The organism is Escherichia sp. KS167_9B (assembly GCF_030295215.1).
Taxonomy (GTDB): domain Bacteria; phylum Pseudomonadota; class Gammaproteobacteria; order Enterobacterales; family Enterobacteriaceae; genus Escherichia; species Escherichia coli_F.
Window position 1 is genome coordinate 4,467,052 of record NZ_AP025754.1, and the last position, 18,731, is coordinate 4,485,782.

Below are 18,731 nucleotides of genomic sequence, written 5' to 3' on the forward strand. Positions count from 1 at the left end.
GCGGTTCAGACTGGTTAATGTCTTCACCTCCGGCAGATAACGCTCAACACCGGCACTCCCCGTACACACACCCAGCAACACCAGAACATAAGGGATACCGTCGTCACTGAGCACAGAACGCAGCACCAGAAAACCATCCGGTGCCTCAAAGCAAAACGCCTGCTTTTTAAGGCAGGCGTCTTTAACTTCATTCATAAATTCAGGGTTGCGGGAATTTCTCACAACACGCTGCATATACCGGAGAATTTTGTCGTCCATTCTCTCACCAGAAACGGGTGCCATATCGGCTGAACCTCAGCAACCAGTTGACGGGGACTTTCGTCCCCGTCGCGGTTTCTTACTGTTTACACTGCAAGAACGCCGCAAATTGTGACCACATGATGTTAAGCCTGAACTCACAGTGTGAGTTGTGTATCATCCAGACAATCACCAAAATAGTTATGCATAAAATGCTGACTATGATCGTTTTTTGCGGCATAGCGCTTGACTCCTTTTACAGAGAGGCGCTAACCTTCTACTTGCTTAAGGTACGAAGTGTTAGGGCCTCGGGTTAACATTAAAGTTGACTCGGGGCCTTTCCACATCAGGCCTTCAGGTTCTCCCTCCAGCCATCAGCCGAAAGGCACCCGCGCATAATTTACGGTTTTTGCCCTGTACGGGCAATAAAAAACCCGCCATCACAGCGGGTAGTAAACGGTTACCGGATACAGGTCAGAATTTCAGGCCAATGCCAGCAGTAACTCCACTCGTACGCCAGTCACCAGAGCCGGAACCTTCGTAAGCCACATCCAGTGTAACACTCTCATTCAGGTTAAACTGTGCACCTGCAGCCCACGCCAGGGAAGTTTTTTTCGTGCTGTTGCTTTCAGAAAATCCGCCAGTACTGTTAACATTATCCTTAATTTTCAGGTCAGCGGTAACTTTAGCTACGCCCATCCCTGCCATCGCATATAAACTCATGTACTGATTAACCCGCCATGAAGGCCCCGCTAACAGACTCCAGTAATTCGCTCTGATATCCGTTCTGGCAGAAGCTGCCGGATTCTTAATCTTCCTGGTATGTTCGGCTGGCTGCACATCAATAAATGTCTGTGAGTTAGTGAGAGAACGCGTCCATGTAAAAGAGGTGATAACGCCAAAATCATCCGTTATCTCGTAGCGATACCTGATATTAATGCCCTGTGGATTATTATCCTTGCCTTCATATCCACTGACCCGACCATCTGTATATTCGCCCAATGAAGAGAAGTAGTTTCTGTTGACGAAATGGCTGAAAGTCTTCCTGTTATGAGCAGTCGCATCCTTTACAAAATCCTTCAGTCCCGGAAACTGAAAGTGCGCATACCCCAGAGAAATTGTATGCTCTACTTCTGCTGCATGTGCAGATAAATTTACACAGGCAATCCCGGAGATTGCACACACAACCAGTGTTGCTATACTCTTCATTTAAGATATCCTGTATTCAGATAACACGCTAAACTTTTTAATAATACATCTTTTTAGACATTTTAAATGAATATTAAAAACTCGCTTCAACTAATCATATACTGATGTATTAATAACCAGGACCTTATCTATATACGGCTTTCGAATATCCCATGTTGCACCACCGGAATAATGCTCACAGGAATATATTTTATTTCCTGTGGCGCCAGTGGATGTGGTATAAATCGGTCGGTCATAAGGAGTTCTTTTCCAGTTATAATACCCGACCAGTGCAGGCATGATTGCGCATGGATATCCAAGGTCCTTTTCAAATTTGATATCAACAGGTATTAACTTCGCGTCAAGCAGCATCATTTCGCCATGATAGATCATCTCACCGTCCGGGTTATACATGGCGATACCATACTCAGAAGGTGGAGTAACCATATTAGCGAAAGCATAAACCGTCGTAACACCAGGGTTCGTTCCCCTGACAATTACATGAAGCCTTAGTGCATGATATCCATCAATCTGTTCATGCGTGTACATGACATCGGCCTTCTTCTCTGTTCTGATAAAGAAAAAACAACTTTTGCCTGACGGGATTGATGTTTTAAAAAAAGCCTTTTCAGTCGCCGGTATGGTGCCTTTGTTGATCAGGCACTGCGGTGTAAAACCAGGACTTATCCATACGCTGCCATCCGGCTTCATAATGCTCAAACCATACATGACACTTATCCCCAGAATGTATAAATATATGACCCCATCCCCTGCTCAAGATTCGACCATGTCACCGTATTGCCATTAATGGTTATCTTCGGTACTTTCCTGTCCTTAAATACATTATTCCAGGGGAATAAACAACATACAGCCTGCAATGATTTCCCGTCGGGTTTATTCGTGTACGTCTTTGAGCCAGACTCCGCTGTAAATCTGTCCAGGAAAAATACCGGAGTCAGCACGCCCGTAACATTAACGTTATTTCTGTTATAAATGGCAAAACCGTATTCCAATACTCACCTCCTGATCAGCTTAACCTGCCTATGCGAACAGCCAGGCGTCCGTTCTGGTCATAAACCTCAATTTTATCATTGCGGATCACCAGTCCTACATTCTGATTAGAGTAACGAATTGTCAGTTGCCCTTGTGACGTAACACTGAAAAGGCCTCCAATATTCAGGTTACCCTGAGAATCAACCTGAAAGTTTCCGTTCTGAATAACGGCACTCCGGATAACTGGCGAAGTGATACTTACCCCGGCTTTTACCTCATCCGCCACAACCTTCCGCGACATCAGTGTTTCAATCACCGCGTCATAAATCATCGCTTTCGGGATCACTACCTTGCCACCTGATACCGCAAACGGATAGGCTGTGTTATCCGGATTATTCGGGTCAAAGACAAACAACTGCGACGCAGAAATTGCAACCTGACTTACAGGCCTGCCTTCACTGTCTTTTCCGGCGACAATCCCGATCCCCGCAGTGATACCATCAACTCCCGCTTTTTTTGACCACATTGCAAGAAAAGCTTCACCGCCTTCTTTATCCAATTTAGTGATGCGCTTGTCGACCTCATTAAGCGATTCACTGGTTGACGAATCCAGTGTGCTAATGCGGGTTTCAATACCACCAATCGTTCTTGTCGTTTCTTCCCTGAGAGTCCCTACAACTTCGGTTGTCTTAATTGCAGCATCCTTTACAGCCTGCCCCTGCGCGTTTTTTATTTCTTTACGCAGCTCGGACACAACCGGCGACTTTGCAGCCTCATCGCGGATCTGGTCAATGATGGCCTTCACGCCGATCTGTGTTTGTGCCTGAGTGCCTTTTTCAGCATTCCATGGACCTTTCACTCCTGCCGCGTTAACAAAACGTATCCAGTAAAATCCCGACCAGCCAGGGTCAACCGGATCGCCGTAAACCTGCCCCGGCGTCGTGGCAACCAGCACTGCATCAGCAAGGTCATCCTCCGTACCCCGCCAGATTTCAGTCAGTGAATGTCCGCGATAATTGGCCACATCCCATTCCAGAAGAACTGAACCAAATCCTCCGGTCGCCTTAAAATTCAGCGGTTTTGTGGGAAAATCAACAGCCATTACGGTGCTGTCAATGTCAACTCCTGGATTCAGTGCATATGAGGTACCCGCACCACCCTGTGTACGACGTCGGGCAAGCTTAAGGCCAACCAGCTCTTCACGGGTCACAAAAGCATGACGACCGTCGCCACGCTGCCCGGTGCCAATTTCCATATTTTCCACAACAGCGGATAAATCCTTCCCCGCCCGCCACGGTTTTTTGCTCATATCGGTAACTCCGACATCGATGTACTCAGGGTTATTCGCTCCACCTGCCCGAATCCGGATACCATCACCTGCCAGTTTTGCCCGGTTGCTGCCGGAAGTCTCACCACACTTCCCTTAAACGTACCCGGCGCAAAATGAATCACAGGAACATCATCAACCATAATGGTGATCCCCACCCGCTCAGGCGCCGGAGATTTCACCCTGATACAGGAAAAAGAGGTTCTTTCAGGTAATGAAAAAATTTTTGAATGCCACCTTATCGTGGAGGGCAGAGAGCCCCCGGCAAGCACTGACATTTTGTCTCCTGTCACCACGCGCATCATATCTTTCGCGAGATCAACCCATGCGCAGTCAAACGGTGTGCTGAGATAACGGATATCCATGTTCACCGGACTGAATACAAACACATCCTGCTTACCATCCGGTTTCGTGTAACAGGCAATGTACTCACCACGCCAGGAATAAGCCACAATGGACGTCGGGTTAAACTGACTCTGCCACTGTTCAGGCGAAATAATCTTTTCCGTTGCCAGTGTTGTATTACCGTTTACATCAACAGATACCAGACCGTTTGTCCCGGCATAGAGTACGAATCCCTCCATCGCCACCATACTTCTTCGGCTCAGGCATGCCTGCATGGAAGGGATTTTGGAACCAGAAATTGTGGACGGTGATACCCCACTGAACAAATAAGGCTCCCCCTTTGTCGCCACCACCAGTGACGTTCCCAGCGGACAGATAGCTACAATATCTTCTGCCGTCGTGTGACGATTCACTTCCGGCCATGCATACGGCAGATACGCTTCCGAAAACATCACTTCATTACCGGCAAACCCGGCGGCAATACCGTTAGCCATCAGGCTAAGGCCTGTCATATTCTCTGGCGGCGGCAGGTAATCCCATGTCGCCAGGGAAGGCCCAAGGTTTTTCGTCGGTATTTTGTCCGTGTAACTGAGCACGGATGCATCCAGTTCAGCCGCAAGTAAAAAATCCGCCTCCCCTCCACCTGATGCAGAGCGATAAATCCGGCGACGTTTAATACTGGCATTCTGCAATGGCACCGGAGCCAGCGTCAGTTGTACCGCAGTTCCCGGAGTACGGAGTGTTACCTCCAGAGACGCCGGACCTGGCGGACCTTCTTCACCATAATCTGAGACAAAGGTTTCCGTATAAAACCGGGTTTCATCATCATTCGGGTTATCGTCAGAAACATCACCGCCCTGCTGAACAGTACAGACAGGAGCTGTCGTCGGTGCGGGGATCCCAAGACGATACGATGATGTCGGGTGATTCCCGTCCCCTTTTGTGGCAATGGTCGCATCCGTCACTTTAGGAAAACGCCCGTCAGTGTAGTAAATACGCCCGTGGGGGTCCTGAGCGATCGGACTGCGGATCACATCCACCACATCCGGCCATGCAAACCAGAAATCGTCACGGTAATGAAAAATTGTTTTTGGCTTAATTGTGAATGTTTTCTCAACCTCTGACATCTCGTGTTCAGGCGTGATCACGCCATAGCGAAAATGACAGTTTTCTGCCAGTACAGCAGAATTATCAGGAAGCATAGATGCAATAACGCCTGGCATCATCCCGCGCATAGTGGTTATATCGATATAAGGCATGGTTATCTGGTATCCGAAAATTTGAATGGCAGACGAGGTGGAATAATTAATCCCGGCACAATTTCACGACGTCAACCCGTACAGGAGTCGCTCTTACCGGCCCCCTCCCGGTGAAAACGCATATTGCTCTGTTTACAAAAACCGCCCGTCCACATGCAGGGAATTCGCAATGTCCGGCGAAAATGGCATCGTAAATGAAGCATGTAATCGCGCACGGGAAAAATATGGATTTCCAAAAATCTGAATATTCTCCGCCGTGAAAAAATGCGAACAACATCACTTCACTAATCAGCCTGATATGGCATACTTAGCACGCTAACTATGATAACAAACTAATACCCTAAAACTCATGGTTCCGGGACTGGTCGTGGTCCCGTTTTTTTTTATTCAGCCAGCAGGCCATCCGACAACATAACTGCGGATCGCCTTCAACTCTGTCAGCGCCTCAACCTCTGCTTTCATCTGCAACTGCCGTGTATTAATCTCCACACCCTTCGCAAACATCGCCTGCTCTATCGCATCCGACAGGGCTATGATGTCTGCCGCCGTCACCGGCACCACATTATTATCCCCGTCCGTCCAGGCAAAACCTTCCGGAAGACGGTTATTCTCTGCCATCAGGCGTGTCGTGCTTATCCTGGACAACGTCTTCTTACCGTAATCCCAGTGCCTTCCGTTGAATTCCATCACGTATTCCATATTCTCCTGCACATCACGCCAGATATTAATCTCTTCCCTTTTCGCCGCTTTTGCCGCTTCCAGTACTGCTTCCGTGGCAACAAAGGCACTCACACTTCCGTACGTTCCTGCTGTCAGCCCCGACCACAAGGCTTTTCCGTGTTCTGTATTATCCGTTTCCGTTGCGGTATACGGCAGCCATACCTGTTCCCCTTTTTCATTCACCGCATCTTCAAACTGCACCTCGCAGTTTATCCCGCCATTTTCGTTATACGCAGCATTACGAACGGCAATAACACCAGTTACCGTCTCTGCCATAACTTTTTCCTCCTCGTTTATTTTATACGAATAAACAGTGACTTCCCTGTCGACATCCCTACATATCCAAGGCAACGCCATGTCCCTGACAGAGTGACAGCCGAGTTGTCGAAACTTACATCAGCATCATAAGAAGATGACGGGTGCAACTGGCTGGCTGCAACACTGTCGCCATAGTCTGCTGTGCCTTCGTACATGGCATAAACCAGAGAACCTATATCCCCCGCACTGACCTGTTGAGCACCTGGTCCAGGATCGCCTTTATCACCTTTCGGACCCTGCGCACCTGCCGGGCCTGCGGCTCCCGTATCCCCTTTAGGTCCCTGTGGCCCCGGCGCACCTGCCGGACCTGCTGGTCCAGCCACACCCGGATCGCCTTTGTCACCTTTTGGCCCCTGTGCGCCTGCCGGGCCTGCAGCTCCCGTATCCCCTTTAGGTCCCTGTGGCCCGGTTGCGCCGGTGGCTCCTTTCTCACCCTTTGCCCCAGCAGCGCCAGTATCCCCCTTTGGTCCCAGGGGGCCGGGATCACCTTTCGGTCCCTGAACGCCCCTCGGCCCAGCCGGACCTGCTGGCCCCGTGTCCCCTTTATCTCCTTTCGGACCGGGAACACCACCTCCTGCTGCAGCCTCTTCTGCCTTTGTTTTCGCTTCATTTGCCACATCCATTGCCGCTTTCACCGCTTTCGGGGTGGCTGCCTTCGCTTCATCATCACTGTCCGTTGCGCTGCTTAACTGCACAATTCCCTTCTGTGCCGTCGTCGCATCAGCCACATTTGCAGCGCTGCCTGCCGGACCTGGCTCTCCACGAGGTCCCTGAGGTCCGGTCTCTCCTCGTTCGCCTCTCGGACCTGCAGGACCAGGTTCACCTCGGGGGCCAGTCTCCCCACGCTCACCTCGTGCTCCCATCGGTCCCTGTGGTCCGGCTTCTCCTCGTTCACCTTTAGGACCTTGCGGGCCTGCAGGACCTCCCGGATCACCTTTCTCGCCTTTTGGCCCCATATCCCCCTGGTCCCCTTTAGGCCCCCGCTCTCCGGTATCCCCCTTCAGGCCTGGTATTCCCTGCGGTCCTCGCTCCCCCTGTTCGCCCTTCTCACCACGCGGACCAGCGGGCCCTACAGCCCCCTGAGCACCAACGTCACCACGCTCACCTTTCGGCCCTGCGGGCCCTTGAGGGCCCACTGGACCTGTTTCGCCTTTAGGACCGACATCCCCCTTCGGACCAGTTTCTCCCTGAGGCCCCCGGGGCCCCCGTGCATTCTCAGCCATACGTCTGGCCTCTTCAGCACTGACAGTGGCAGCCTCTGCCCGCTTAAGGATCTCTCCGGCGCTCTCCTGCGCCAGCCTGGCCTTTTCAGCATGCTGTCTGGCTTTTTCTGCATCAGCTCCGGCGGCTTTTTCAGACTCTCCGGCACGGGTCGAGCTTTCCTCTGCATTCCCCGCTGCTGTGACTGCACGGGTCGCAGCCTCAGTGGCATCAGTCGCTTTTTGTCCGGCTTCAGCCGCCCTGCTGGTTGCCGTCTTTGCACTGTCAGATGCACTCTTCGCACTGGCTTCCGCACTTTCTTTTGACTTTATCGCCTGAGTGTTTTTTGTCGTAGTGTCTTCATTAAGGCGACGAATGGTGGCAAGGTCATCCGCAACATTGTTCTGTATCTGCCGGAAATCTGTCAGTAGTTCTCCGGGTATGCTCACCTCAACAAGACTGCGGCGTAACAGCATATTGAGCGTCACCGTACTTTCGGTCCCCTCAATACGCACACGTCCGTAGACAGCAGTTTTCCCTTTCACCGTCACCGAAACCGAATACTCCCCCGGTTCCATCGTCATTCCGTAGTATCCACCTTCACGGGTCACTGCCGACGCACTGGTGCCGCTGAGCGCATCCGGTGAAACTGTCAGCGCCGTCAGGGTAATATTTGCTCCTGATATCGCCTCACCATCAGGAGATTTCAGCGTCCCCGAAACAACAACACTCACACTCCACCTCCGTTAAACACTTTTTTACGGGCAGACAATGCACTGTCTGCCCCCTGTTTGATCCCTAGTTGCTCAACAAAACTCTGATAATGCTGCGCAGCCAGCCCCGATTCTGCGCCACCGGCAGCATCCTTACTGAAAGCGCGAAACAACATCCAGTCCACCAGTGGGTTAACATAAGCCTCTTCCAGTGGAACTGGCGTATCATCGTCCTGCGTCAGAACATACACTGCCTCCGGTATCCGGCTTACCACTGCATCAATACTTATCTCTTTGTCAGGAGCAGGAAACAGCCAGAATACGCGCGGGGACAGGTCGTTGCTGATAAAACATTCAGGAATACCCTTCATTGTGGGCCACTCAGGATACTGCGCATCCAGCACCTCCCGGGATAATGGTCTGACTGCACTACCGTCACTGAGGCATATCACGTCAAGAAGTTGTATTACACCATCGGGCAAAACCTGACGGGCGCCAGGAACACAACTGATTGTTTCCAGGCTTGCGCCAGCATCCGGTCTCGCCAGAATCACTGCCCTCACAGCATCATTGTAATAATCGCACAATTCCTGCAGGGGCCAGCGAACCATCATCGGGTCAACCAGTTGTGTATTCACACGTCCGATGATTTCTGTAATCGTCGTCATCAGTAAAACCTCTGCCTGCGTACAGGGTTGCGGTATGAAGAGTACGGGCTTGTCGCCAGTGTATGACGATATGCCCGACGGATCCCCTCAGAAAACTGCACAGAAAAATACTGTGCGCGTGACGGATCTGACCATGAAACACCAGTCTGCATGAACAACCGCTCAAGTGCCCCCGCTGCCACTTCTTCAGGCCATGTGAGGAGTTCATCCGGTATCTGGCTGCGTCCGGCTTTCGGAGCGACGGCATAAAGCACGCTCACCTCACCGGGAGAACAGGCAAATCGCAGGGAGCGTCCGGAGCTGATATCCACATCCCGACCGACAAAAAGCTCATGATTATCGTCAGAGATACGGATGATATGAACGCACTCCTCATCATCTTTATCATACGGAAGCACAATTTCTTTTCCTGCTACTGGTACAACAGTAACCTCCCGACGGCACACCAACGACTGGCGGCTGAATGCCACGGCAGCCATTGACAGAGCATCCGTCATCATAATGTTCAGTGGACCGCTGATATGACGACGGACATACGGTAAAAAATCACTCAGTTCCGCCATGCTGTTCAGTCTCCGCAACACGACGGCAAAATGCCTCACGCACCCGGATACGGAATGCCTCAGCCGTTTCTTTCGGGTCTTTGTGAATATCCAGCTCTTCTGCCTCACACAGCGTCGCCAGTCGTGCTGAGGTGAGCTTACTTAAATCCACCTCCTGCCCGTTAACAGAAACAACAAAACTGTTCTCCGCTTCTGCCCGCGCAGCAAGCACTCTTTCCTGCGCCTGCTGTGCCTGCCTCAACTGCTCATTCTGTTGTTGCTGTTTCAGAACATCATCAAGCTCTTCATGACGAACCCAGACATCAGGAAACCCCAGCAGTTGCCAGGCCATCGCACTGTCAACATGCACCGGCTCAAGACGTGGGAACAATGTGCGGCTTCCGGTAATGGTGTCCTTTTTCACGGGTTTTGGGCCGATATAGACAACGGCAATTTTCTCACTCATATAATTCCCCGGATAAAAAGCCCGCATGACGCGGGCCGGAAGGTTTTAATCAGTATCCCACCACTGTATAACGCAGCAGAACATTCAGGGTGCCGGTTGCAGCGGCAGTCTTAATGGTGACAGTAACCAGCTCCCCGTCACGCTGTGTGGTGTACGGCTCCACTGGCACATATCTGGCAAATTTTGCAGAAACAGCTTCGCTGTTATCGATGAGAACATGCTCACCGGACTTAATGCTGACGGTTGCAGTACCCAGACCGCCCGTTGAAACCAGCTGGAGTGAGTTGATACGGATGCCCACTGGCAGTGAGAGAAGATGAATAACACTGTCCGCTTCCGCAGCATTCACCGTAAATACGCCTTCTGCCACCGACTCATTACCGTGCGTACCCGTATAGACCCGTTCACTCAGTGACGGGGCAAGGATAGTCTTTGCCATAATTAATGACTCCTGAAAAAGCCGGGCGAAAACCCGGCATGGGGAAAGGAAAAATCAGAGCTTCACTGCTGTATCAACGGCAATCACACCGTGATCCTGCATCTTGCCGCTCTTCTCGGGGAAACGGATTTTTTTCAGACCGTTGATCCAGCTGATTGCTATCTCAGTACGGTTATCCATATCCGTTTTCTTCTCAACCATGTTGAAGTGACCGCCCGCCTTCTGACCGTAAGCATTTGCCAGCGCCTGAGCCCCCAGTAACATGGCGCGGTCAATATTGGTTGCAGCAGCGACCTCTTTCGTGGTTGCCGTCAGGTTATTCTCTGATACCAGAACCTTTGACCCCTGATAGAAACGGATCGGCATACCCGCATACTTACGAACCAGGATATTGCGCCACATCGCACATTCACCTTTGAACAGCGGATGATTAAAACCTTTTGCACGGTTCACGGCACGAACCATCATCTGGTTCCAGTCCTTACCGGACGTCGAGGTGTACCAGTCATTCCACTGACGCGGCGTGACGTACAGGACGTAATATGGATCTTCTCCGTGAAGTTCATCACCGGACAGACGAACCGGCTGTAACGGATGCGCCATTTCGTCAATGAACAGGGAGAGATTGTCCACCAGGCCAATAGAAAAAATATCTGCCGCTTCAATCTGCTCAAAGCTTGTCGCATCACCGCCAAAAAAGTGACGGTCATGTGTCGGAGGCAGTACATCGTTGATCATGATTTTTTTGAATTCAGGGTGCTCCGCTGTCGGCAGAATAGTGTCGTCAGCAACAAAATCACCACGAGCTCCAGCAAGATGCACTATCGCACACTGGTCCTGCAGGTCATTAAAGTACGTCCCCAGAAGCGTTCTGGCTGAGGATGCCAGGTTAAACTTCGTGCGCTGCTGACTCATACGTCCGCCTGCATCCACCAGGTGACGTCCCTGATTGATTTTCAGGGAGAAGTCAGCATGGCTGAGATCCTCACCACGACCTTCAACACGCTCATCTCCCATCGTCGGACGTTTTGAGAGTTTGTGCATGATGCTGAAGGTCACTTCATCACCGGCCTGTTTGTTAAGGTCTGTGATACGGACAACCGGCGCACCTGCGCTGGTCTGCTTCGTGCTTTTCTTGTCCGGCGAAACCGCTTTTGGCGCTTCCTGCTGTTCAGTAAGGATATTAACCATCGAGCGGTTGCGGTTGGCAGCAGTAAAAAGCGCCACCTGATACAGCTTATTCGCCTGGGCTGATGTTACAGTCGTCATTACTTCAGTACTCCTTCAGTAAGTTACCCTAGCTTCTCCAGAAGTGCGTCTATTTCAGCATTCGTCATACCACGCATAATCGCCTCTGCCTCTGAATGAGAAGCACCAAGTAACCGTTCAAAATTATCACCGATTCCGACGGAGGCCGTGGTGCCTAAATCTGACGGGGAAGCAGGTACTGCCTGCTCCTGTTCAGCGGTCTTCACTTTCTCTTCCGCCGTTTTCCGGATATCCGTTTTGTCTGCCTTGTTGTCAGCAGACGACTCACTGACTTCACCGAAAGCAACCTGCGTACGACGGGCCACTTCAGCGAAACGTTCAGTGAGCGTTTTGTCTTTCCATGCGGGGTCATTCTGGAGCTTCCCGTCGATGGATACGGCAACCGAGAAGCGATCCGGATCGGACTCCTGCCACGTTTTCAGCACCGGCACGGCATTCATCGCATCAAGAACCGGTGATAAATCCTCACCACCATTACCTTCTGCCTGCTGTGTTGATTGCTGAACACGGGACTGGAGATAGTTATTTTTACGGATGAGCGAAGCCACCGCGTCACCAATTTCCGGATACATCTCCCTGATACGGGCAATCTGCTCATCAGAAATTTTTTCGTTTTCCGGTAACGGTGTGGGCTTCATACCGGCCTGGTGGATCTGAGACGTCAGCAGTTCCACCCTGCGTTTTTCTTCAGCTATCTGCCCACGAAGAAGTGCGGCTTCCTGTTCGGCCCGTTGCTTACCGGAACGTTCAGCCTCAAGGACTTCATAGGGAATAACGTGTTTACCGTCGCGGGTGAGCACCCCCTTCGCTTCCGGCTCCTTCACGTCCTGCGTCTGCTCCACACTGGCATCCGGCGTCGGTGCCACATTGTTATCGCCCGTCTGAGTCTGTGCTTCCTCATCCGCATGTTTTTCCGTGGTATCTTCCGTCACGACGTCCTGTGCGTGACTGTCAATATCCACATCCCCAAGTCCTTCCAGCATTTTTTCCAGTTGTTCCGGGGTTTCTTCACCCGTAAATTCAAAATCCATAAATAACTCCGCATGGTCTGTTTATCGGACAGATCCGAATGGTTGAGTAAATAAGGCTTATCGCTGCCCCCGCGAATAAGCGCACCGCTCCCGGAACGCTTACCTCCGGAAACAAAAAACCCCGTACGATGACGGGGTTCCGTTAAGTTCAGGATATTCATAGCGGCAATTCATGCATCCGCTGTTGTAGTGTATGTAGCATCTGTTGCTGAAGAGCTTCCTGCTCCTGTTCCATATTCTGTATGCCGGTAATGATTTCTGCCGTATGCGCCTGGTTGAGCGCATCCACATAACGCTGTCCCTGTGCCGCGGCGACATCCCGTTGTGCGCCAGCATTATCCCGTTGCGCAGCTGCCTGTGCCCTGGCAGCTTCTGCTTCCAGTTTAGCCACCCGGCCTGCCATTTCGCGCATCTGCAGTTCCTGTTGTTGCTGCTCCTGGGCCTGTTGCTGCTGAGCGGCCTGCTGCTCTTCCGGGGTCATCTCATCCGGTGATTTTGGTGTCCCCAGCGCCGCACGAATACGTTCGACAAATTCCTGTTTCTGCGGCACATCCAGAAGGTTAACCCACAGGTCGAGCACGACGGCCTGCACCTGAGGTGGCAGCCCCTGAATAACCTCTGACATTCGCTGTGCAAGCTGTGCCTTAAACGCCGGTGTCTGCTGAACAGGAGCCAGCGCAATATGTGTATTTAACCTTGAAATATCATTGGTCAGTTCACCATTATCACCTTCAGCATTGAGAACAATGGTCTGGCGACGCTGGCGATCATCACGATTAATCACCACCGCATGATTACGCCGCTTTTTCAGGCCATCGAGAAGATAAGCGAGCAACAGCCTTCCCACCTGCTGGCAGGCAAACTGGTAGTTATCGTTGATTTCGGCAAGGGTTGTGGCTCCCTGCTCCACCAGGTTGCTGATCGCCACGCCGGACGATGCATTTGAATCCTGCCCGAGAAATGCGGAATAAACCCCCATCGTGTCCTGGATAAGTTTTTCCGACTCCTGCATGACCTGAAACTGCTGGCTGGCAACCTGAAAATCCTGTTCAACCCGGAAAACATCAGCAACGCTTTTCTGATTTTTTCGGGCCGGATTCAGTTTAATAATGCCATCCGGACGCTCGATCTGCTCCATCAGCTCGTTGTCTGACAACTGGGTGGCATCCTCGTCCATAATCACGCGTTTGGCCTGAAGCAACCACGTCAGTTTTATACGACGAAAATTCACCTCATCCTGTGCCGGAATGGCCCGGGAAATCAGCCCGTAAGGCTCCCCGGTTTTATCCTTCCGGTATCCCCAGAAGGGAACCAGCGGGAACATCCCCTGCGGAGCACTACAGGGGCGATCCACAATAAAGTGCGGTCCCACAAACCAGGCTTCACGAATACGACTTACCCGCCCGACTCTCACCTGCACCCGCCCGGATGCCACAGCCACCGCATGCATCAGATTATTTTTATCAAAGGCCACCACCCGTCCATTACTGAGTTCAATCACCGGAAGACGCTCGAATGTACGGTAATAAACCACCTGAAGCAGCACACGACGGCGTTCACGCTGAAGCCATTCGTTCTCCTTACGATCCCATGACTGATACTCTTCCCATGCACTCATCAACGGACTGGGCTGGCCTTCAGTAACCGTGGTATCGACAAAACCACGCCAGTCATCAATGGCATAATCGATAACCTGAGCCATTCCCGGGAATGTAGCTTTTGCCTCATCGGTATCCATCCAGCGGCGACGCATCAGCCAGCGGCAGTCACTTAAATCAGCCTCCCGGCTCAGCCAGTCCCAGAAAACCTCATTCCGGCTGACAGTAGACACCTTAAATTCAGGCCCGAACGGATCGCTGTTTCGTCTGACCTCCACCCAACTGAGGCCCGCCTTGATTTGTTCCGCATAGGCATCAGAGCGGGCCTTATTCATGTTGCCAAGGCGGCATGCATCGGCAAATTCAGCATTAATAGCTTCAGCCAGTTTTTCAGTTTCATCATCTGGCTCGTCTGACATCACCACCAGATCAGTCCGTGTTTTGGCCTCCATTCCCAGAACGCCATCGACGGTAGGCGCGATGAGGTTATGGATAGTCATCGGCTGACCGCGATCTTTCAGTACCTGAAGAACTTCCGGTGGCAACTGATCGCCATCGTAATACGCACAGGCCTTGTTTGCGGCATCACGCCATTTAGGCTGGCTGTCAATATCAGAACAAAGCGCCTGTAACTGGCGCTGAGAAAAACGCGGCGTGGCTCCGTTGTCGTTTTTCGTCGCCATGGTATTAGTTTCATTTTTCATCAGTGAGCCATCCAGTGTGTGGTTCTGCGTTTATCCGTTTTCTGTCTTACCCTCACCGGCATTCTGGCGCGCATCTCCTGGGCAATCATGTAGCTCATAAGCTGATCATCAAAACAGCCTTCCTGTGCATTCATGGAGCCTTTCGCGTCATAAACGTAGGTGTTCATTTCTGATAATGTGCCCGTCCAGCGGATCCCCGACAGGCCGTTATTCAGCAGCGTTTTCATTCCCTCAGTCAGGACCGGTTTACTCTGGCGGGTTGTCAGCCAGCCAAGACGGGGCGTATCGTCGTCATATGCCTGGTCAAGGTGCTGTTCGTTGTAGATATAACGCGTCGGATAGAGTTCCCGGAGTTTCAGGATAACGGCATGTCCGTGATTGTTACGCTCCGGCCCCACAAACGCGTTGTTGTACATACGGCAGACCTGCGCAATGAGATGAGCGAAAAGCTCTGCATCGAGATGACCAAACCAGTGGGCTACCTGCTCACCATTACTACATCTGATGATATCCAGCGATGAGCGGTCTCCGTGCTCCAGCCCCTCAGCGGTATCCGCTCCGCATACATACTCTTCATCCGGATCCGGTAGCTCCCAGACCAGCAGATAATTCATCAGCGTCCGGTGCTGTTCGGCTTTATTCCCGTCACGCAGAGACTGCGCTTTGGTCTTCGTTCCTGTAACCGGTTCAATGTCATAAACAATCAGCGGTGGCGAACAGAATGACTCTGCCTGCAGCGTGCTTTCCGCACTGAACACCCGTCGTCCGGACGTCAGAAACGCCTCCTGTGGCGTTGAGGGAAACTCCTGCTTCATTTCCTCACGCTGTTCAGTTTCCTTACTGATGTACCACTGCTTCTGCTCATCGGTAAGCGTGATGTTCATTGCCTTCTCAACCGCAGAAAAATACGTCATTTTTTCCCGTGACATCTTCAGCCCGCTTTCAGGCACTCTGGCGCTGTATTTAGGATCCTGCCACCATGCGTAAAAATGGAATTTATAATCCTGTGCCGTCAGCAATAAGCCTGATGCAGTGATCTCCTGTGCACGGTTACTCATATCGTAAAAATCACCACCCACGCCTTCAGCCGTGGATTCATCAAAAATAATGCATTCATCAGAGACGGCATTAAGCGTACCAGTTCGCAGCTCTTTCGCCTTAGCCGGATATTTCGCGCAAATTTTGCCGTGCTCTGAGATATGCAGGCGCTGCACCGTACCTGAGCGAAATGAGGTTGCCACCTGAATACTCGAGCCGTGACCAAACAGGATATAGCCACCGCTGGCACCGCTACGACGTTCAACGATGGTGAATGAGGCTCTCAGCCAGTCAGGGAGATGATCAAACGGTACAGCAATTTTTGTGCGGAAAATTTCACTGGCAGCCTGTTTATCCTGAGCGACGATCCCGCATTTGAGATGCGGAATGAATAATGCCTGGTCGAGAAGATAAATATCAATGGCTGTGGAAAATCCCAGCTGGCGCGCTTTCAGGATAATATTTTTATTGTGCATGCTCCGGAACAACTGGCGCTGCGCCGGTCGCATTCTGAAGGTGACCAGTTCACCTTTTTCGTTCTGTATTTTGTAGAGATGATTGAGCCGCCACCAGGGATTGCTCAGTTTAGTCATGATGAAAAGACGTTGTTCGGCTTCAGTCATTTCTGACGGCTCATCACATCGCGGTTCATTCTTCCGGAATGTCATCCAGTCTCCCCGAATTACTCATTTCATGCAGCGATGACACGATGTCACTGACAGGCGTAACAACGCCCCGACGCTGGCTGGTCAGAATATCGGTTTCAGCTCTGAGTTTATCTCTGGCGGCGTTGATTCTTTCCCGGTCAGCACGAAGTTTTGGTGCTGTCTCAGCCAGGACGTCCAGTGTCAGCAAAGAACGTTCAATTGATTCTATACGGGCAATATTCCGGTCAAGAGCCTGTTCGGCTTTAAGTATTTTGTCGTACAGAGCTACCCGTGTTTCCACGTCAGCCGCCTCTTTCAGGTCGGCGAACATCTTTTTCAATGTTCCTGTTACTGAAAGTGCGCGGGCACGGGTAAACACCAGTTCATCGGCAAGTTCCATTCCGACTGCATCATCTATGAGGTTATCTGCCTCGAGATACTTCGCGTATCCACGGTGTCTGACGGCGTGGGTGTTACGCTGAGAAAAAGCATTTGAAGGTGGCAAAAGTCTGGAACCACGAGTCCGTTTCGTTTCTGCCAAATTTGCGCATTTTTCATCACAACCATCATCGCCTGAAGGCTCGTCATGACTGGAGTTGCCGTCAGATTTCTGCGCACTTTTTTGATCATCAATTTGCGCATTTTTCTGCGCACTTTTCTCTGTATTTCTGGGGGAGTGTTTGCGCAGTTTAATGTACCGCCGAGCCGTGTCATAACTGATATTGTTCTGACGGCACCAGTCCTGAAGCTTTATGCCGGTTTTGACATGTTCGCGTCGAAATGCCTGCTCCAGCTTTTTCCAGTCCAGCTTTGCCATGTCACCTTCTGACGTTCTCTGTTAAAAACTGATGCACAATGACTGCTGTAAATTTTCAGATTTCACACAGCAGAGCCATGTCTGATTAATGTTTAACCTTATTTAGGTTATATCCGCTTCATTCCACTACAGCACCAGATAGGCTGCCTCGCGGATAAATGCTAAAGTCTCCTGATATAGAAACCCGTCGCCACATCGAGCGCTGATCAACATTTGTATATTCACTGCGACAGAAAAAATTTATTTTATTGAATAGTTAGAAATACAGAATTGCATGCTTTATAAGCATTGACGTACACTTCATTTTTAGCAATATATTCTGTTCTCATAGATGATCAGCCCTGCATGCACTGCCGGACACCGTCGGCAATTTTACAGACCTAAGAGGCAATACCAAAAAGCTAACGCGCTTTATCAAGACTTGAGCAACCAACCAATAAAAAAAGCACCAGTACCGCTACCAGTGCCCATTTCGTCGTTGTTCACAGCATTCTGTGTACCCACTGTATTTCGCATCATATCACCACGTCAGACAATCCTTAAGGATTACATAAGATTTACGCATAATAATGCCCATTTTCAACACAGACAAGGGAATTTATATGTTAAATCAAACGCTAACAAAATCTCTTCTTATATTTTTACTTGTCATAATCGTTTCTGTATCCATCATATACATTGTAAGAACTCCAGTCAGACTTGATGTGAATGATGTCACTGAGATTAACCAGAAACATCCCATTATTTTTCTCATCCGGCATGGGGAAAGATGCGATCGCTCCCAAAGAATATGTCTTTCAGCACATGAGGGAATCACAGTAAACGGAGCTAACAAAGCTCAACAATATGGAGATAAATTCAGAAGAATGTTTCCATACTACAGTCTCTATTCTACAGACACACTCCGAACAATGCAGACAGCCACTTTTTTTTCGGGAGGTAAGACAGCAACTATTCCGGACATATCGACATGTGATGATAACGCAGTAAATAACATCCTTAAAATATCAAAATCAGATCACGTTACTGTGATTTTCACACATAATCACTGTCTGTCCAGAATTGCAAAAAAAATGAATGGATGGAAATTTAAACCTGATTATATGGGCACACTGGTTCTGCATCGGGAAAATCACAATCTGATTCTCGACGGACATTTAAAACCAAACGAGCTTACCCAGTGATCCATTTGTTGATAATGCCCTGGCATTG

18 protein-coding genes and 2 pseudogenes are annotated in these 18,731 nt (G+C 50.6%); 2 read left to right on the forward strand and 18 right to left on the reverse strand.

Annotation, left to right across the window (positions count from 1 at the left end; all coding sequences use genetic code 11):
• Positions 1-6: 6 nt before the first annotated feature.
• From QUE34_RS22295 to QUE34_RS22325, 7 genes and pseudogenes are all read right to left on the reverse strand, one after another.
• A pseudogene (locus QUE34_RS22295) lies at positions 7-282 on the reverse strand (hypothetical protein); the annotation flags it as partial.
• Positions 283-337: 55 nt separating this feature from the next.
• Entirely contained in the window at positions 338-478 is a 141-nt protein-coding gene (locus QUE34_RS22300) for a Hok/Gef family protein (protein WP_001135718.1), read from the reverse strand.
• Positions 479-711: 233 nt separating this feature from the next.
• Entirely contained in the window at positions 712-1,446 is a 735-nt protein-coding gene (locus QUE34_RS22305; RefSeq protein WP_000835365.1) for an Ail/Lom family outer membrane beta-barrel protein, read from the reverse strand.
• A gap of 90 nt (positions 1,447-1,536) precedes the next feature.
• Positions 1,537-2,154 (reverse strand): hypothetical protein, encoded by a 618-nt coding sequence (locus QUE34_RS22310; protein WP_077168061.1) that lies wholly within the window; start codon positions 2,152-2,154, stop codon positions 1,537-1,539.
• Positions 2,155-2,159: 5 nt separating this feature from the next.
• Positions 2,160-2,438, reverse strand: coding sequence for a hypothetical protein (locus QUE34_RS22315; RefSeq protein ID WP_077168060.1), 279 nt, complete (start codon positions 2,436-2,438; stop codon positions 2,160-2,162).
• 14 nt (positions 2,439-2,452) lie between these two features.
• Positions 2,453-3,727 carry a phage tail tip fiber protein gene (locus QUE34_RS22320; RefSeq protein ID WP_286338883.1) on the reverse strand — a complete coding sequence of 425 codons (1,275 nt, stop codon included), beginning with the start codon at positions 3,725-3,727 and terminating at the stop codon, positions 2,453-2,455.
• Positions 3,724-5,349 carry a hypothetical protein gene (locus QUE34_RS22325; RefSeq protein ID WP_137535565.1) on the reverse strand — a complete coding sequence of 542 codons (1,626 nt, stop codon included), beginning with the start codon at positions 5,347-5,349 and terminating at the stop codon, positions 3,724-3,726. Before QUE34_RS22325 ends, QUE34_RS22320 begins: the two co-directional genes overlap by 4 nt.
• Before the next feature lie 106 nt (positions 5,350-5,455).
• Between QUE34_RS22325 and QUE34_RS22330 the strand changes: the two are divergent.
• Positions 5,456-5,593: pseudogene (locus QUE34_RS22330) on the forward strand (YkgJ family cysteine cluster protein); the annotation flags it as partial.
• A gap of 143 nt (positions 5,594-5,736) precedes the next feature.
• Here the strand turns inward: QUE34_RS22330 and QUE34_RS22335 are convergent.
• The 11 genes from QUE34_RS22335 to QUE34_RS22385 form a co-directional block, all read right to left on the reverse strand.
• A complete protein-coding gene (locus QUE34_RS22335) occupies positions 5,737-6,345 on the reverse strand; it encodes a DUF4376 domain-containing protein (RefSeq protein WP_250312946.1) in 609 nt (202 codons plus the stop codon).
• A 17-nt stretch (positions 6,346-6,362) separates the two neighbouring features.
• Complete coding sequence (locus QUE34_RS22340; RefSeq protein WP_286338884.1) at positions 6,363-8,321, reverse strand: tail fiber protein; 1,959 nt, start codon at positions 8,319-8,321, stop codon at positions 6,363-6,365.
• A complete protein-coding gene (locus QUE34_RS22345) occupies positions 8,318-8,968 on the reverse strand; it encodes a phage adaptor protein (protein WP_000207922.1) in 651 nt (216 codons plus the stop codon). The genes QUE34_RS22340 and QUE34_RS22345 overlap by 4 nt, the downstream gene beginning before the upstream one ends.
• Positions 8,968-9,531: a hypothetical protein gene (locus tag QUE34_RS22350; RefSeq protein WP_000829202.1), complete on the reverse strand. Its 564-nt coding sequence runs from the start codon at positions 9,529-9,531 to the stop codon at positions 8,968-8,970. Before QUE34_RS22350 ends, QUE34_RS22345 begins: the two co-directional genes overlap by 1 nt.
• On the reverse strand, positions 9,515-9,976 hold the full coding sequence (locus tag QUE34_RS22355; protein ID WP_286338841.1) for a hypothetical protein: 462 nt from the start codon (positions 9,974-9,976) through the stop codon (positions 9,515-9,517). Before QUE34_RS22355 ends, QUE34_RS22350 begins: the two co-directional genes overlap by 17 nt.
• 49 nt (positions 9,977-10,025) lie before the next feature.
• The gene (locus QUE34_RS22360) at positions 10,026-10,415 is read right to left on the reverse strand and encodes a hypothetical protein (protein WP_001140444.1); all 390 of its coding nucleotides are present in this window, start codon (positions 10,413-10,415) and stop codon (positions 10,026-10,028) included.
• Between the two features lie 54 nt (positions 10,416-10,469).
• Positions 10,470-11,684 (reverse strand): N4-gp56 family major capsid protein, encoded by a 1,215-nt coding sequence (locus QUE34_RS22365; RefSeq protein WP_000214474.1) that lies wholly within the window; start codon positions 11,682-11,684, stop codon positions 10,470-10,472.
• Between the two features lie 23 nt (positions 11,685-11,707).
• A complete protein-coding gene (locus QUE34_RS22370) occupies positions 11,708-12,715 on the reverse strand; it encodes a hypothetical protein (protein WP_000345011.1) in 1,008 nt (335 codons plus the stop codon).
• A 157-nt stretch (positions 12,716-12,872) separates the two neighbouring features.
• Positions 12,873-15,017 (reverse strand): portal protein, encoded by a 2,145-nt coding sequence (locus tag QUE34_RS22375; protein WP_032188285.1) that lies wholly within the window; start codon positions 15,015-15,017, stop codon positions 12,873-12,875.
• Positions 15,017-16,723, reverse strand: a complete 1,707-nt coding sequence (locus QUE34_RS22380; protein ID WP_286338885.1) for a terminase large subunit — start codon at positions 16,721-16,723, stop codon at positions 15,017-15,019. The genes QUE34_RS22375 and QUE34_RS22380 overlap by 1 nt, the downstream gene beginning before the upstream one ends.
• Positions 16,704-17,519 (reverse strand): hypothetical protein, encoded by an 816-nt coding sequence (locus QUE34_RS22385; protein ID WP_033807821.1) that lies wholly within the window; start codon positions 17,517-17,519, stop codon positions 16,704-16,706. Before QUE34_RS22385 ends, QUE34_RS22380 begins: the two co-directional genes overlap by 20 nt.
• 602 nt (positions 17,520-18,121) lie before the next feature.
• Here QUE34_RS22385 and QUE34_RS22390 point away from each other — a divergent pair.
• Positions 18,122-18,703, forward strand: a complete 582-nt coding sequence (locus QUE34_RS22390) for a lipopolysaccharide core heptose(II)-phosphate phosphatase (RefSeq protein ID WP_001441777.1) — start codon at positions 18,122-18,124, stop codon at positions 18,701-18,703.
• The last annotated feature ends 28 nt before the right edge of the window (positions 18,704-18,731 follow it).